The following is a 14,878-nucleotide window of genomic DNA, read 5'->3' as shown; positions in this document are numbered from 1 at the left end:
GATAAGATAATTAGCACTAAAAAATGCTTACCACCACTGCTACATTAAGTCAGTAAGGACAGCCAAACATGCTTGAAAATGACATTCGACTCTCAGTCAAAGCCGCACTTGACGAAGATTTAGGTCATCAAGATGCCTACTCCGATCTTTCTGCATCACAACGTTTCGATGCCGATATTACCGCGCTACTCATCCCAGCAGACAGAGTTGCTCAAGCGACGCTAATCACCCGTGAAGACGGGGTATTTTGTGGTAAAGCGTGGGCTGAGCAAGTGTTTAACCAGCTGGGTGGCAATGTTGCCCTCCATTGGCATGTTGACGATGGTGATCTCGTGGTTGCCAATCAGTTATTGTGTGAATTAGAGGGGCCAGCACGCGCAATTCTAACCGGTGAACGCACCGCAATGAACTTCATTCAAACGCTTTCAGGTGTTGCCACACTAACTAAGCATTACGTGGATCGACTATCGGGTACACATACCCAGCTATTAGATACTCGTAAAACGATTCCCGGACTCAGAACTGCACAAAAATATGCGGTCACTTGTGGTGGGGGTAAAAACCATCGTATCGGGCTGTTTGACGCTTTCTTAATTAAAGAAAATCACATTATGGCCTGTGGTAGCATCGCCCTAGCGATTGCCGCCGCTCGTGCGTTACAGGCAGATAAGCCAGTTGAGGTTGAAGTCGAAAGCATCGATGAGCTGACTCAAGCATTAGAGGCTGAATCGGATATCGTCATGCTAGATAACTTCGATGTGACTATGATGCTAGAGGCCGTCGAGCTTAATAAGCAATACTTGGCTAAAGGCATGGGCGTCAAACTAGAGGTGTCTGGCGATGTCACCCTTGATACCATTACTAGCTTTGCTAAAACTGGCGTTGACTATATATCAGTAGGTGCACTGACCAAACATGTGCGCGCGCTGGATCTATCGTTAAGACTTAAATAGCCTGCACTTGGGTAAATAGCACACCTGATTAAGATCTTGGCGACTAAGCGTTGAGATCTTTTTCTTTTAAGTAACCCAGCTCAATTACTAACCACTCTATTAACCTCTGTCTAACCGCCTACTATTCACTCTTTAAAATCACCTGCTTATTTAACGGTTACCCTTGGGGTAATAAGTTTAGGCAAGTAACGATAGCGCCAAAATAACCCTCTGCCACAGCGCTATCGAGCGCATATTTTAATAAGCCAAATAATAGAACAGGCCAACCCTGATTAAATTATCCGCACAATATCAAACTCGAAAGCGCTAATAAATAAGCCATAAAGATAGTTTATATAAGCTGATAACATTGAATATTCATATAACAACTCCATAAATGTGGCAATGAATAACAACACAGGCACAGCTATTTGAATGTTCATTGCCAATTGAAATCTAACTAGTTCGCCACGACGATGTTACTGAATTGTTAGTGTGGAGAGCACTATTTCGTATAAAACAGCTGTTGCGCCTAGATTATCTCAGCGCTAGTTAACAGGTCACTATTTGCACAGCATGCAAATACTACACAAGCAAGTAACTGTATAAAAAACCGCCTAATCACTGCAATTAGACCATGATTAGCAGAGATCGCAAATAACATATTTTTTGTGAACTCGCATCGAAACCCCAGGCGAAAGCCGCAGCAAAGCAGTCCCTAAACCGCATTAACTGCTACTAGGCCAGAATATGCAGTTTACTGCGCCTTAAAAATGACGTTCTAGCATAAATCGTCAATAACCCTGCAACTGACAATATACCGCTAGAACTTTTTAGTACAACAAGCGCTATTTTTAGATGAATTAGCCATTAGCTTACAACTTTGTGCTCATTGCCTATTCCAATTCCATTAACTTTGTACTAACTTTGGCAGTAGACAAGAGGGCAACGGCGCCAGCTTGTGGTTTAATGTTATTTGTTTTCTATTTAATGCAGTAAAACTAGCTTTATCTCAACTTAAGATATGTGGCTTAAACTTAGTGTTGGCTTTATCAAAAAATGAGAATCATGGCTGTTTAAATATGCACACTAAATACACGATTAATGTTTAGACTTTAGTTAATAGTTTAGTATGCACAAAGCAAGGTAGATTGAGTTAACGCTTTAAGTTTTACAAAAGAGAGCCCCAAAATATCATCTAGATACGTTGGGATTAACTTTTCAAACAACTTGGAAAAATGAGTATAAGCTAGCTTTATCGCTGTAAATTAGATAGCGTTAAATAAGAAGTTAAGCAAGAGCTAAACAAGGCTTTAGTAAAAGCTAAATAATAGTTGGATATAGAGTTACGAATTACATAATAACAGTGACACTGATACCTTAGGTCGCGCTAACGGCTATATAGGAAAATATTTCAGCTAGATGTTTTAGCGATATATATTCTCCCATTAGCTTTCAGCTTCGGATATGGCGACATGCTAGCGCAGGAGCATCAGGCAAGGTTGAAGCACTATTACACTAAGCAGTTGCAATAACCAAACATTACCGCACTGACTTAAATGATTTCTAATGGAGATAGACATGAACAAGATGATGAACAGAGCAAAAATGAACAACGCTAAGGGTTTCACCCTAATTGAATTGATGATTGTAGTAGCGATTATCGGTATTTTGGCAGCAATTGCACTGCCTGCTTACAAAGAGTATATCAACAAGAGCAAAATCAACTCCTGCTTAAGTGAAGCCTCTGGATATACTAAAGCTGCTGCTGCGGCTGTTATAGGCGAATTAGCTGATATACCAACGCATGCCCCTAGCGCCTGTACAGGTGCACTCGGTAAGCCTGCTAACCTTGCAGGTCTAACTGGTACAACCACAACTTCAGCTCAGGATGAATCGACGACTACAATTACTTGTAACTGGAGCACAACTACTTGTAGCGCTGGTAGTTAAGATTAAAAAGTATAAGAGCATTTAAAAACAGCAAAGCCATTCGGCTAGGCTAAAAATGAATAATGCACGATTACTCTAAAGTGACTAGAACCAAAAAAGCTGATACTCATTGGTTTTTTTTGTTCTAGCCTTTAATCGAATAGCGAATTGATTCCAGAAATTAGGCTTTAATGACTTATACATATCTTCCTATAACTTGAGGCAGTAACTCAAGCAGCATCTTTATAGCAACATGCTTAAAACCTTAACTTAGCTCACGTAAATCTAGCGCCAGCCTCTCGCCCACCAAAGGATAGCAAAATAAATGATTTAAGCAGCTTAAATCATGACCAATTTAACTTCAACTGGGTTTAGGCCAGCATACAATAACTAAGTCACTTACTGAAAAGTTCTAGTTTATTCAAAATTACAGTCCAAATTATTTATGTCCACCAAGAATATAACTAATCGCCAATTAAGCCATTGAGCCACAATCTAGGGAACAATGCCGGTAGTAGTTCTTCGTTCTGATAGGAACTCAATAGTAAATAGATGATTATTGTTAGCGCAGCAAACAGCAACACCCGCCCCTCTAATCCAATCTTACGCAAACTATTTGTGCAAAATTGCACCTGTATCGCCAGCAAAAACACCAATAAAAATTGTGCCATTGGCATAACTAGGACACCACTGATCAATGAATAGATGAGACCAGCCAACACTGCATAGGTAACCGGAACAGAATGATCATTTATAGCCTCTTGTATACCAGCTAAGCATCGATACACACAGCTAAGCACCCATGCTGTTACAGCAATACATGCAACAACGCCGTACTCATAAAGCAGTTGCATGACAGAATTATGTGGGTGAGCGTTTGGTAATGGTCTTCCCTCCGCCCAAGTAAAGCTCATTGGACCAAACCCAAGCCAAGGTTGTTCAGGAATTGATTTAAGGACATAGAGCCAAAGATCGATACGTCCAGAGCTGCCCGTTCTAATTTGAAAGTTTGAACCCTCCATTAGCCAATATGGAATAAGAATGATAAATACTAACCATAGAGACATTCCGATCAACATTGATTTGAGCATGGTAAAAACCATTTTTTTGCGAGTATCTGGGGATAAGAAATATAGCATCACACTCAATGCAAGAATGAGAGAGAGTATTCCTCCCCGAGCTTCTGTCTGTAATAGTACGGTCCAGTGCAGCGCAATAACAACGATTGATACCCGTCCAAATTTAGTTAAACCTTGGCAAAAAAACGGCAGAAATAGCAACGGTACCAGCATCACTTGCAGTTGATTAAAAAATCTAACATTAACGTAACCCGATAATAATCCGTGAATATTAAAGCTTTGCGCATCAAAATAGGAGAACAAAAGAAACAGAATATACTTACAAAACGTCAACACAGAGAACAACAAGCTAAAAGCGTAAACACCACAGTGCAACTTATCTTGTTCAATAGCCCTCATGCACGCCGAAAGCACATAAAATGCTACGACCAGCAAGCCAATATTGGCAATTTCAACCATTCCCCAATAAGGGTGTTTACTCGCTAATGCGGAATAGGCAGCCAAACACGTAAATCCACTAAAAAGGATTTTGGTCAATGTGGATACTTTAACCAGCTCAACACCTCTTACTGCAAGTAAGCCAAGTGATGATATAGCAATAAAACCAACTACTATAAGTCGTTTAAAGTCATATCCATTATCAATACTAACAATGGGGATAAGGTTGAATGAAAATACAGTCCCCAACAAGAATAGGATTGCGAACGTCGCAACGACTCCCCAAGCATAAGTTTTCAATAACATCTCACGGCTCCAAACACTCCAATTTTCATTCAGAAACATATGTTTTAGCTATAGTAACAACTAACATGAACACATCCTTATGATTTCTGGACTTTAGCTCTACAACGATTAAGAGAACCTCGTTTTGCATGCTACCTCTCAACTCAAAACTCGTGATTTTATTGGCTTAAACAAAAAGTTGATGTCAATTTTATGGCAATTGACACTCTAAGATTAATGGAGGTTCGGTAGGCGGCATAAAAACCCACGTAAACCACTGTTTTAAACAGTATTATTTAAAGTTGTCATTCGACATTATTTTGTCTTTTTCATTATCAATTTTTACTCACAACTACAATGACAAAACGCTTAAAAACCGTTATGATTTTTGTACTTGTGTGCAACGGAAAAGCCTATGCCATCAACAGGCCTACATTTGGGATTATCGACACTTTTTATTCGCAAAGGACTGCTGAGCGAAGAACAGTTGGCGGACGCAATAGCGCAGTCCCGTAAACACAAGCAATCTTTAGTGCGCACCTTAATTACGATCAAACTATTATCAGCTCGTGAAGTAGCCGAGCTTTGCTACGAAGAGTATGGCACCCCGCTACTGGATCTCGATGAGTTTGACATTGCCGCCATCCCCGATGAGTTCCTCAATAAGAAGCTGATAGAGAAACATAAATGTTTGCCGCTGTTTAAGCGCGGTAACCGCCTCTATATTGCCACTTCCGACCCTACTAACATTGCAGCGCTGGAGGATTTTCAGTTCAGTGCAGGCTTGCACGCCGAAGCGGTTTTAGTTGAAGATGACAAGCTGATTCAAGCCCTTGAGAAGGTGCTCGAAGAGGATATTACCGCGTTAGACCTGAGCGCTATCGATGAGGAAGCGCTTGCGGGCATCGAGGTGACCGATACCGATAAACGCGATGAAGAGCAGACAGGAAATGGTAAAGATGACGCACCAATCGTTATCTATATCAATAAAATTCTCACCGATGCTATTCGTAAAGGTGCATCGGATCTGCATTTTGAGCCCTATGAGAAGCGTTACCGCATCCGTTTTCGTATCGACGGCATATTACAGGAGGTCTCTGAGCCGCCGGTGAATCTGTCGGGGCGCATCTCCGCTCGATTGAAGGTGATGTCAAAGCTTGACATAGCGGAGAGAAGAGTCCCGCAAGATGGTCGCATCAAGATGAAGATGTCCCGCACTAAGTCGATCGATTTTCGTGTTAGTACCCTACCCACCATTTGGGGTGAGAAAATTGTAATGCGTATCTTGGACTCCTCTTCGGCGCAACTCGGCATTGAAAAGCTCGGTTATGAAGATGATCAAAGACTGATGTACGAAGAGATGCTCAAAAAACCCCAAGGGATGATCCTAGTTACCGGACCTACGGGTTCAGGTAAGACCGTCTCCCTGTATACCGGACTAAATATTCTTAATACCGCCGAGCGCAATATCTCCACCGTCGAGGATCCGGTTGAGATAAACCTTGAAGGCGTTAACCAGGTACACATTAATTTAAAGGCCGGACTGACCTTTGCCTCGGCACTACGCTCATTTTTACGTCAAGATCCCGATGTGGTGATGGTCGGTGAGATTCGTGACTTAGAGACCGCTGAAATTGCCATTAAGGCGGCGCAAACAGGTCACCTGGTATTATCGACCCTGCATACTAACTCCGCCGCAGAGACCCTAACCCGCCTTATCAACATGGGCGTCGCCGGCTATAATATTGCCAGCTCGGTCAACTTAATTATTGCCCAGCGTCTGTCGAGACGACTGTGCCAAGCCTGTAAAACTCCTGAAGTCATCCCCAATGATGAGTTGCTTAAACTAGGCTTTAGCCAGCTGCAGCTCGAGCAAGGGATCACCTCCTATAAGCCTGTCGGCTGTGAGCAATGCTCTGGCGGCTATAAGGGCCGTGTCGGTATTTACGAGGTGATGAAGATGTCTGACGAGATTGCCCGCACCATCATGGAGGGCGGTAATTCACTGCAAATTCTCAAGCAAGCTAAATCACAGGGGATGCGTGACTTGCGAGATTCTGGGCTGTTAAAGGTGATCCAAGGGGTCACCAGTATTGCAGAGGTTAACCGCGTCACTAGTTTCTAAACTCTCCAGTTTGAAGAGTGAACCACCAAAAAGTGAGCCACAAGAGCAAATAATAACAACACTAAATAGCAAGGGTGCCAATGGCGACTGCAACCAGACTGTCAAAACAAGCTCGAGATAGAAAGAAAAACCAAAAAAGCCAACCTAAAGTAGTCACTTACTCCTGGGCAGGGGTTAGCCGTGATGGCCGCCGCACCAGTGGTGAGCTGCGCGGCGTCTCTAGCGCTGAAATTCGCGCCCAACTGAAAGCTCAGGGCGTTATCCCCAAATCGGTGCGGAAAAAATCGGCGCCGCTGTTCAGTTCAGAGAAGAAAATCAAACCCATGGATATCGCCATGGTTACCCGCCAAATAGCCACAATGCTTGCAGCCGGTGTGCCAATTGTGACCACCCTTGAACTGCTCGGTAAAGGCCATGAAAAGCCCAAGATGCGCGAACTGTTATCCACTATTGTCAATGATGTGCAATCGGGCATTCCACTGTCTGATTCACTGCGGCCACACCGACTCTATTTTGATGATCTGTATGTCGATCTGGTCGCCGCCGGCGAACACTCTGGTTCACTGGACGCGGTATTTGACCGCATCGCCACTTATCGCGAGAAGTCTGAAGCGTTAAAGTCAAAAATAAAGAAGGCGATGTTCTACCCTGCCTCAGTGGTTATAGTGGCGATAATTGTCACCGCACTGCTACTACTGTTTGTGGTACCACAGTTTGAAACGATATTTCAAGGTTTTGGTGCAGAACTGCCGGCTTTCACTCAAGTAGTGGTTAATTTGTCCCGTTGGCTGCAAGCCTCCTGGTACCTGTTTGTGATTGCCATTATTGCTGCGCTATGGGGCTTTAGGCGTGTTCACCGTAACTCACAACTATTTCGCGACAAAATTGATGCTTTAGTATTAAAAATACCTATCGTCGGAGAGATATTACATAAGGGCGCCATGGCCAAGTTTGCCCGCACTCTTGCTACAACCTTCGCTGCTGGCGTACCGTTAATCGATGGTTTGGAATCTGCAGCAGGCGCCTCCGGTAATGCGGTATACAAAAAGGCGGTGCTCGATATTCGTACCGAGGTGATGTCCGGCATGCAGATGAACGTGGCGATGCGCACCACTGGGCTGTTCCCCGACATGATGATCCAGATGGTGATGATTGGTGAGGAGTCTGGCTCACTTGATAATATGCTCAACAAGGTGGCCAATATCTACGAGATGCAGGTCGATGATGCCGTCGATGGCTTATCAAGCCTGATTGAACCGATTATGATGGTGGTGATTGGTACTGTGGTTGGTGGCTTAATTGTTGCCATGTACCTGCCGATATTCCAGCTCGGTAATGTTGTCGGTGGTTAGACTGCTTTACCTCAATTACCGTTATCACTAAAATCTAGATAAAGAACTTTTGTTAATACCAAAATAAAGAAAAAATAATGACTGAATTAATTACTATTTTTAACCAGAATCTTTGGTTATTTGTATCGCTTAGCTTTGTATTTTCCGCCGTTATCGGCAGCTTCTTAAACGTGGTGATCCACCGTTTACCTGTGATGATGAAGCGAGATTGGCAGCAAGAGTGCAACCACTATCTGGCTGAATATAAAAAGCCTGTATTTGAACAGAACGAAACCGCTCTTAACGCCCCTATCGATGCTTTTCCTAAGAAGTACAACCTAGTGGTGCCTGGTTCCGCCTGCCCGAAGTGTAAAAGCAATATTAAGCCGATGCATAATCTACCGATATTCGGTTGGTTAATGTTAAAGGGAAAATGCGCTGCCTGTGATAATCCCATTTCGGCACGCTACCCGATGGTAGAGTTGATCACCGGCTGCTTAGTGGCCTTTCTCGCTTGGCATTTCGGCCCAACGCCCGAGTTTATATTTAGCACAATACTGACCTTTGGCCTTGTGGTACTGACGGGTATTGATCTCGATGAGATGCTACTGCCCGATCAAATCACCCTCCCGCTGCTGTGGTTAGGGCTAGTCTTAAACTTAAGCGACGCCTTTGTGTCTATGTCTGATGCCATTGTCGGCGCCGCCGCCGGATACTTAAGCCTCTGGAGTGTGTTCTGGGCGTTTAAGCTGGTCACTGGCAAGGAAGGGATGGGCTATGGTGATTTTAAGCTGTTGGCAGTTTTTGGCGCCTGGTTTGGCTGGCAGGTATTGCCCATAGTGATACTACTGTCGTCATTAGTCGGTGCAGTTGTTGGCCTGACATTGATCGCCTTTAAAAAGCTTAACCAAGGTAACCCGATCCCCTTTGGGCCATACATTGCTGCCGCAGGTTGGATTGCCATGATATGGGGCGATTCGATTAGCCAGTGGTATATTTCGACGTTATAACGCTTCTAGGTTCTAGTATTAGATGTACTAGGCTCGGATGTTAGCGGTTCTAGGCTCGAGTATTAGAGGTTCTAGGTTCTAGGCTCTAGGTTCAAGGTTCTAGGTTCTAGGTTCTAGGTTCTAGGTTCTAGCAAAGCATAAAATCAACATCAAAAGCTAAATGGTGTTTGCTGTTGATCTCCTAGCAGGACCTAGTCCGTCCTAACAGTGAGCTGGCGAACGGCCTTCGTCACTACGGAACGCTTCGCTTACGGTGAAAACGAGAAAAGAGAAAAGCGACGGCATAAATGCCGACCTACTTTAAAAGAAGGTGCTAGCAAAGCATAAAATCAACATCAAAAGCCAAAGGGTGTTTGCTGTTGATTTCCTAGCAGGACCTAGTCCGTCCTAGTAGTGAGCTGGCGAACGTCCTAGTACCTAGAACCTTCTCTGCTTTCAGATAGGCTCTAGCAAAGCATAAAATCAACATCAAAAGCCAAATGGTGTTTTCTGTTGATTTCCTAGCAGGACGTAGTCCGTCCTAGTAGTGAGCTGGCGAACGTCCTAGTAGCTAGGACCTTCTCTGCTTTCAGAATCAATTAGTATAAATAAGGCAATATGGCTGATTATATCGTAGGACTCACCGGAGGGATCGGCAGCGGAAAAACGACGGTTGCTAACCTTTTTGCCGATCTTGGTATCACCTTAGTCGATGCCGATATCGTGGCGCGTGAAGTGGTTAGTAAGGATTCACACGGACTCAATGCCATCGTCAACCATTTTGGTAACAGTGTCTTGCTCGATGATGGCAATTTAGATCGCGCAGCGTTAAGAGAGCTGATTTTTAATAACGATGAACAACGCTTATGGATAAATAACTTATTACATCCGTTGATTCGGCAGACTATGCTGAAAAACTGTAAAGAAGCGCAATCAAATTATGTAATTATGGTTGCGCCCTTGCTATTTGAGAACGGGTTAGATAGGTTAGTGCAACGTACACTTTTGGTGGATATTTCACCGGAGTTACAACAGCAGAGAACAATACACAGAGATAGGGTTTCTGCCGAGCAGGTAAAAAATATAATAGGCAGTCAGGCCAGTAGAGCCGAGAAACTGTCAAAAGCTGATGATGTCATAGACAATCAAGGAGAGATATCGGCGTTAAAGTGCAAGGTAAGCGCACTAAACACACTTTATTTAAAATTATCCAGTAGTGCTTAAATAACGCCATGACTGATTTGATCTATGAACAACCACTTAATGAAAAAATACGTAGCTACTTAAGGCTAGAGTATTTGGCTGAGCAATTACAGGCCAACTTAGATCACGACCACCAGCACCGCTGTTTCTACCCCCTATTTTCACTGTGTGAACTCACCGAGCGCTGCGATTACCGTGGTGAAGTGCTTAAAGACATAGACAGACAGCTTTTTGCACTCTCCAAATGGCAATCCCTGCCGACAATTAATAATCAGGAAGTCGAAACTTATATTGCCAAACTCAGCGTTGCACGAAAGATTTTACAAGTATCAGACCGCCCTGGGGTACAGTTAAAACAGGACCGCTTTCTTGCCGCACTGAGACAGCGATTTAAAATGCCCGGCGCCAGCTGTAATTTCGATCTACCGCAACTGCATTTTTGGCTCGCTAAACCGTGGGAAGTTCGTCAAGCGGAATATCAAGAGTGGATGAGCCAGTTTGCCAGCCTTTTATCGCCGATTAACTTACTGCTCGACTTAACCAGACAGGCAACTGAGTATACCGAGCATAAAGCCGTTGCTGGGTTTTATCAGGGTAACAGTGAGCAAGCACTATCGCTCATTAGAGTTAAAATAACAGCCGAACAGGGTTGCTACCCGACCATTAGCGGTCATAAGAATCGTTATGCGATCCATTTTGTGCAGTTTGATAAACAGAAGCACTCAGATCAATCGATCCAGTTTGAGTTGGCAACCTGTCCTTAAAGCGATAAAATCGTCTCACTCTCATTCTCAACGCTAGTTAATCCAATTATGTCTCTTACTGTAAAATGCCCGACCTGCCAAACAGAAGTCACCTGGGATAACAATTCTAAATTTAAGCCTTTCTGCAGCGACCGCTGCAAACTAATTGATCTCGGTGATTGGGCGTCAGAAAAGCATGCAATTCCTGTTAAGCCTGAGTTTGACCCTGAGATGTTAGATCAACTCGGTTACGATGATGCGCACTTCTTTATGGGTGACGACAATACCAAGGATGACCATAAGCAGTGAGCAAACAAATCCATGTCGCTGTAGGTGTGATTGAAAACGAAGCCAATGAGATTTTATTGGCTAAGCGTCACGTCCATCTGCACCAAGGCGGGAAATGGGAGTTCCCAGGCGGGAAAGTGGAATCAGGCGAAACCACCTCTCAAGCGCTAATAAGAGAGCTAAAAGAGGAGGTCGACCTCTGCGTATCAAGCACAACAGCTATGATGAAGATCCAGCATGATTATGGTGATAAAAGAGTGCTGCTTGATATTCATTGGGTGAAAGATTTCTCTGGGGTTGCCCATGGCGTAGAGGGCCAAATGGTACGGTGGGTCGCTAAAGCAGATTTAGCCTCATTTGAATTTCCCGCAGCGAATCAAGCGATTGTCGAGAAGATCTTAGCGACTGTATAAGAGCAATGCTATAAACCAAAAAAGCCGCGATATTCATCGCGGCTTTTTGATCGATTATCTAATGCTAAACCCACCCTACTTGAAGATGGGTATATCACTTAAACTCAAGATAATCAGCGTCAAGTTATCGCTTAGCCACCAAAACCAACATCTTTAATATCGACCTGTTTCACCGTGCCGTATTGCTGCGCAATTGGCGCGATCTTGGCTGCATTTCCGATAATAACAAACTGTAGGTTGTCTTTAGGGAAGTAGGTATCGATTAAACGCTTTGATTCCTGCAAGGTTAAACCATCGACCTTGGCTTGAAACTCATTAATAAATGCGTCATCAAACCCATAAAGATACATATCAGACATCAACCCGGCTAACTGACCACTGGTCTCATACTTAGGTGGAAACTGGCCCTTTACGTAAGCCTTAGCCGAATCTAACGTTGCTTGATCCAGCCCTTGCTCCCATAAGCGGTTATACGTCTTCAGCGCTAGATCGATGGTTTCTTTAGTCGTCACCGTCTTAGTAAAAGTACTAATCCTAAAGGTACCCGCAGCTGAATAAGCACTAAAGCCTGAGCGAGCACCGTAGGTTAGTCCCGCATTGACCCTTAGCTCGTCATTTAACCATGAGGTAAAACGGCCGCCCAATATGGTATTGACCACGGTTAAACCAACAAAATCAGGATTGTCGCGGCTTATACCCATACCACCCACTAGAAAAGTAGTTTCAACAGCATCACCCTTATCGACTAACAGCACATTGCTCGCATCAAGCGTTGGCAAGCCCAACTGTAGGTCCAAGCGAGTAACAGGCTCGCTATCTTGCCATTTAGCAAATAATTGCTGCAATTTAGCTTTCATTGCCGTGGCGTCAAAGTCACCCACGATGCTAATAGCGGTATTTGATGGCTGATAGTAGCTCTTATGAAAAGCACGTAGCTGCGACACATTAAGCTCTGCTAGGGAGCTACTATTGCCTGATGTTGCATTACCGTATGGATGATCCGCAAAAATCAATCTGTCGTAATAGCGGCTGATAACGGCACGAGGACTCTCTTTAGATTGCCCTAGCCCCGCAATTTCTCTCTGGCGTAACTTATCAAACTCAGTTGCATCAAAGTCCGGTGATAACAAAATACTTCTGATCAAAGGCAACATGACATCAGCATCTTTTGCCATAAAGTTAGCGCTGAGATAGCTCCCCTCTTTGCCCGCACCACTGGAAAGGCTGGCACCTAAAAAGTCGACCTCTTGCTCTATTTCCAGCTTAGTTTTACCAGCAGCGCCCAGCATCAAACTGGCGGCAGTAATCTCTGCTACACCTGAGGTAGTATCGTTTACTGCACCGGCACGGATAGTCGCATTAACGGTGATTAGCGGCACTTCTGTTTGCGGCATTAGATAGATAGTCAGGCCGTTATCAAGCGTCACTTGCTGATAAGCTGGCACACTAAAGCTACCGGTATCCACTGTGCTGGGTTTCACGTCTGTCGCAGCGCAGCCTGTCAGTGCCATTACGCTGGCAATGGTCATCGCGCTTACAACTTGCTTCGTTTTAGTTATATTTGGCAGCCATGCTGCAGTGTGCTCTCGGGCTGTAATTAGTGTTTTCATTTGTCAGTCTCCTCAACAGCAGCCAGCACAGCAACGGTTCTATTCGAACGTTTAAGGTAAGTTTGCGCTACACGTTGAATATCAGCAGGGGTTACCTTGTTATAGGCTTGAGGTGCGTTGAAGAGCTTATCAACGCTACCAAAGAACAGTTCATACGTTCCTATTGTGTTAGCCTTGCCATTAATGGTTTCCATCGCTTGATAGAAGCCCATTAACTTAATGTTTTTAACCTTAGCAAGCTCATTTTCGGTGACACCTTCACGCGCAACGCGGTTGATCTCAGCAATCATGCCTTTTTCAAGTTCGGTCGCCGTCACCCCAGGGTTGGCAACGCCCATGACATAAAAGAGGTTGGCATCAAAAGACATTGGCATATAGGTTTCAACTTCAATCGCAACCTGCTTGTCGACTAAAGCTTGATACATGCGCGAGCTATTACCTGTGGTTAAAATAGAGGACAACAGGTCTAGCGCATAGTAATCCGCATTTGAAGTCGCTGGCACGTGATAGCCCAACATCACATTAGGTGTACTCACCGATGCTTTCTGCACAAATACCCGACGCTCACCCTTTTGTAGCGGCTCAACTGTCTTAACCTCTTTTGGTGGCGCTTGAGCTGGAATAGGGGCTAGATATTGATTGGCAAGACGTCTAACCTCAGCCAGCTTCACGTCCCCAGCAATAACAACCACCGCATTATTCGGCGCATAATAGGTTTTATGGTACTGAACTAAATCATCTAATGTCCAAGCGGCAATATCAGATTCATGGCCAATCACTGACCAGCTGTAAGGATGAGCTCTAAATGCAGCCCCTTTTAGCTCCTCTTGCAGATTACGCCAGTTAGAGTTTTCTAGTCCGGTTAATCGCTCAGAGGCTACCACGCCGCGCTCGCTTTCAACCATTTCGGCACTAATATCGAGATTTTCGATACGATCCGCTTCCAGATCAAAGATGGTTTCAAGCGCATTAGCAGGGAACCAATCGGTATAAACTGTTAAATTCTCGCTAGTGTAAGCATTGTTGGCCCCGCCAGCAGCCTCCATGGTGCGGTCAAACATTTTCGGACCATATTTTTTAGAGCCATTGAACATCATATGCTCGAAGAAATGCGAGATACCGGTAATGCCAGGGACCTCATTTCGAGAACCCACTTTCCAAAAGAGGTACATGTTGGCATTAGGGATTGAACTGTCTTCTAACACCATTATTTTCATGCCGTTTTCCAGCGTGAAACTTTGAATATCTTTGGCTTCTGTTGCCTGAACTGCTGATGCTGTAAATAGCATACTCGCTGATAGCAACAATGCCTTGGTATAGCGCTTCATTATTCGCTCCTTGTTTGAGCACTTATGTCTTGGTCATATAAATATCAGTTTATACTAACCATTTGGACTTATTCAGCTGACATAACAAAGCAAATCGTCACGAAAATCAAATAACCAGGCCAATTATTTGTAACGCATGGTAAATAATTGGCAACGTTTGTTAACGATAATGGCTAATCCAT

At 44.1% G+C, this 14,878-nt stretch carries 12 protein-coding genes; 9 read left to right on the top strand and 3 right to left on the bottom strand.

All coding sequences use genetic code 11. The annotated features are described in order from the left end of the window. Positions 1-68 precede the first annotated feature (68 nt). Positions 69-953: a carboxylating nicotinate-nucleotide diphosphorylase gene (nadC, locus tag JK628_RS01800; RefSeq protein ID WP_202287579.1), complete on the top strand. Its 885-nt coding sequence runs from the start codon at positions 69-71 to the stop codon at positions 951-953. A gap of 1,560 nt (positions 954-2,513) precedes the next feature. Continuing rightward, positions 2,514-2,885 carry a prepilin-type N-terminal cleavage/methylation domain-containing protein gene (locus JK628_RS23410; protein ID WP_443019983.1) on the top strand — a complete coding sequence of 124 codons (372 nt, stop codon included), beginning with the start codon at positions 2,514-2,516 and terminating at the stop codon, positions 2,883-2,885. A gap of 443 nt (positions 2,886-3,328) precedes the next feature. On the opposite strand, the gene JK628_RS01790 is transcribed toward JK628_RS23410, so the two are convergent. Beyond that, a complete protein-coding gene (locus JK628_RS01790) occupies positions 3,329-4,687 on the bottom strand; it encodes an O-antigen ligase family protein (protein WP_202287578.1) in 1,359 nt (452 codons plus the stop codon). Positions 4,688-5,081: 394 nt separating this feature from the next. Between JK628_RS01790 and pilB the strand changes: the two genes are divergently transcribed. From pilB to mutT, 7 genes are all read left to right on the top strand, one after another. Then, a complete protein-coding gene (gene pilB / locus JK628_RS01785) occupies positions 5,082-6,791 on the top strand; it encodes a type IV-A pilus assembly ATPase PilB (RefSeq protein ID WP_202287577.1) in 1,710 nt (569 codons plus the stop codon). Positions 6,792-6,871: 80 nt separating this feature from the next. Beyond that, on the top strand, positions 6,872-8,143 hold the full coding sequence (locus tag JK628_RS01780) for a type II secretion system F family protein (protein ID WP_202287576.1): 1,272 nt from the start codon (positions 6,872-6,874) through the stop codon (positions 8,141-8,143). A 77-nt stretch (positions 8,144-8,220) separates the two neighbouring features. Next, a complete protein-coding gene (locus JK628_RS01775) occupies positions 8,221-9,132 on the top strand; it encodes a prepilin peptidase (protein ID WP_202287575.1) in 912 nt (303 codons plus the stop codon). A 597-nt stretch (positions 9,133-9,729) separates the two neighbouring features. Beyond that, positions 9,730-10,335: a dephospho-CoA kinase gene (gene coaE / locus JK628_RS01770; protein WP_202287574.1), complete on the top strand. Its 606-nt coding sequence runs from the start codon at positions 9,730-9,732 to the stop codon at positions 10,333-10,335. A gap of 8 nt (positions 10,336-10,343) precedes the next feature. Further along, positions 10,344-11,078 (top strand): cell division protein ZapD, encoded by a 735-nt coding sequence (zapD, locus tag JK628_RS01765; RefSeq protein ID WP_202287573.1) that lies wholly within the window; start codon positions 10,344-10,346, stop codon positions 11,076-11,078. A 48-nt stretch (positions 11,079-11,126) separates the two neighbouring features. Then, complete coding sequence (yacG, locus tag JK628_RS01760) at positions 11,127-11,366, top strand: DNA gyrase inhibitor YacG (RefSeq protein ID WP_202287572.1); 240 nt, start codon at positions 11,127-11,129, stop codon at positions 11,364-11,366. After that, positions 11,363-11,758: an 8-oxo-dGTP diphosphatase MutT gene (gene mutT, locus JK628_RS01755; protein WP_202287571.1), complete on the top strand. Its 396-nt coding sequence runs from the start codon at positions 11,363-11,365 to the stop codon at positions 11,756-11,758. The genes yacG and mutT overlap by 4 nt, the downstream gene beginning before the upstream one ends. A gap of 131 nt (positions 11,759-11,889) precedes the next feature. On the opposite strand, the gene JK628_RS01750 is transcribed toward mutT, so the two are convergent. Together JK628_RS01750 and JK628_RS01745 are read right to left on the bottom strand one after the other, a co-directional pair. Beyond that, positions 11,890-13,287, bottom strand: a complete 1,398-nt coding sequence (locus tag JK628_RS01750; RefSeq protein WP_443020004.1) for a M16 family metallopeptidase — start codon at positions 13,285-13,287, stop codon at positions 11,890-11,892. Positions 13,288-13,364: 77 nt separating this feature from the next. Next, positions 13,365-14,696 carry a M16 family metallopeptidase gene (locus tag JK628_RS01745; protein WP_202287569.1) on the bottom strand — a complete coding sequence of 444 codons (1,332 nt, stop codon included), beginning with the start codon at positions 14,694-14,696 and terminating at the stop codon, positions 13,365-13,367. Between the last annotated feature and the right edge of the window lie 182 nt (positions 14,697-14,878).

This window comes from Shewanella sp. KX20019, from assembly GCF_016757755.1.
Taxonomy (GTDB): Bacteria; Pseudomonadota; Gammaproteobacteria; order Enterobacterales; family Shewanellaceae; genus Shewanella.
Note: the sequence above shows the minus strand (reverse complement) of the source record. Positions and strands in the feature narration are given on the sequence as shown.

Bases quoted from the DNA above. Each gene is read 5' to 3' on its own strand.
- coaE (WP_202287574.1), top strand. From the start codon at position 9,730: ATGGCTGATTATATCGTAGGACTCACCGGAGGGATCGGCAGCGGAAAA.
- JK628_RS01750 (WP_443020004.1), bottom strand. From the start codon at position 13,287: ATGACCATTGCCAGCGTAATGGCACTGACAGGCTGCGCTGCGACAGAC.
- JK628_RS23410 (WP_443019983.1), top strand. From the start codon at position 2,514: ATGAACAAGATGATGAACAGAGCAAAAATGAACAACGCTAAGGGTTTC.
- yacG (WP_202287572.1), top strand. From the start codon at position 11,127: ATGTCTCTTACTGTAAAATGCCCGACCTGCCAAACAGAAGTCACCTGG.
- nadC (WP_202287579.1), top strand. From the start codon at position 69: ATGCTTGAAAATGACATTCGACTCTCAGTCAAAGCCGCACTTGACGAA.
- JK628_RS01775 (WP_202287575.1), top strand. From the start codon at position 8,221: ATGACTGAATTAATTACTATTTTTAACCAGAATCTTTGGTTATTTGTA.
- JK628_RS01745 (WP_202287569.1), bottom strand. From the start codon at position 14,696: ATGAAGCGCTATACCAAGGCATTGTTGCTATCAGCGAGTATGCTATTT.
- pilB (WP_202287577.1), top strand. From the start codon at position 5,082: ATGCCATCAACAGGCCTACATTTGGGATTATCGACACTTTTTATTCGC.
- JK628_RS01790 (WP_202287578.1), bottom strand. From the start codon at position 4,687: ATGTTATTGAAAACTTATGCTTGGGGAGTCGTTGCGACGTTCGCAATC.
- zapD (WP_202287573.1), top strand. From the start codon at position 10,344: ATGACTGATTTGATCTATGAACAACCACTTAATGAAAAAATACGTAGC.
- JK628_RS01780 (WP_202287576.1), top strand. From the start codon at position 6,872: ATGGCGACTGCAACCAGACTGTCAAAACAAGCTCGAGATAGAAAGAAA.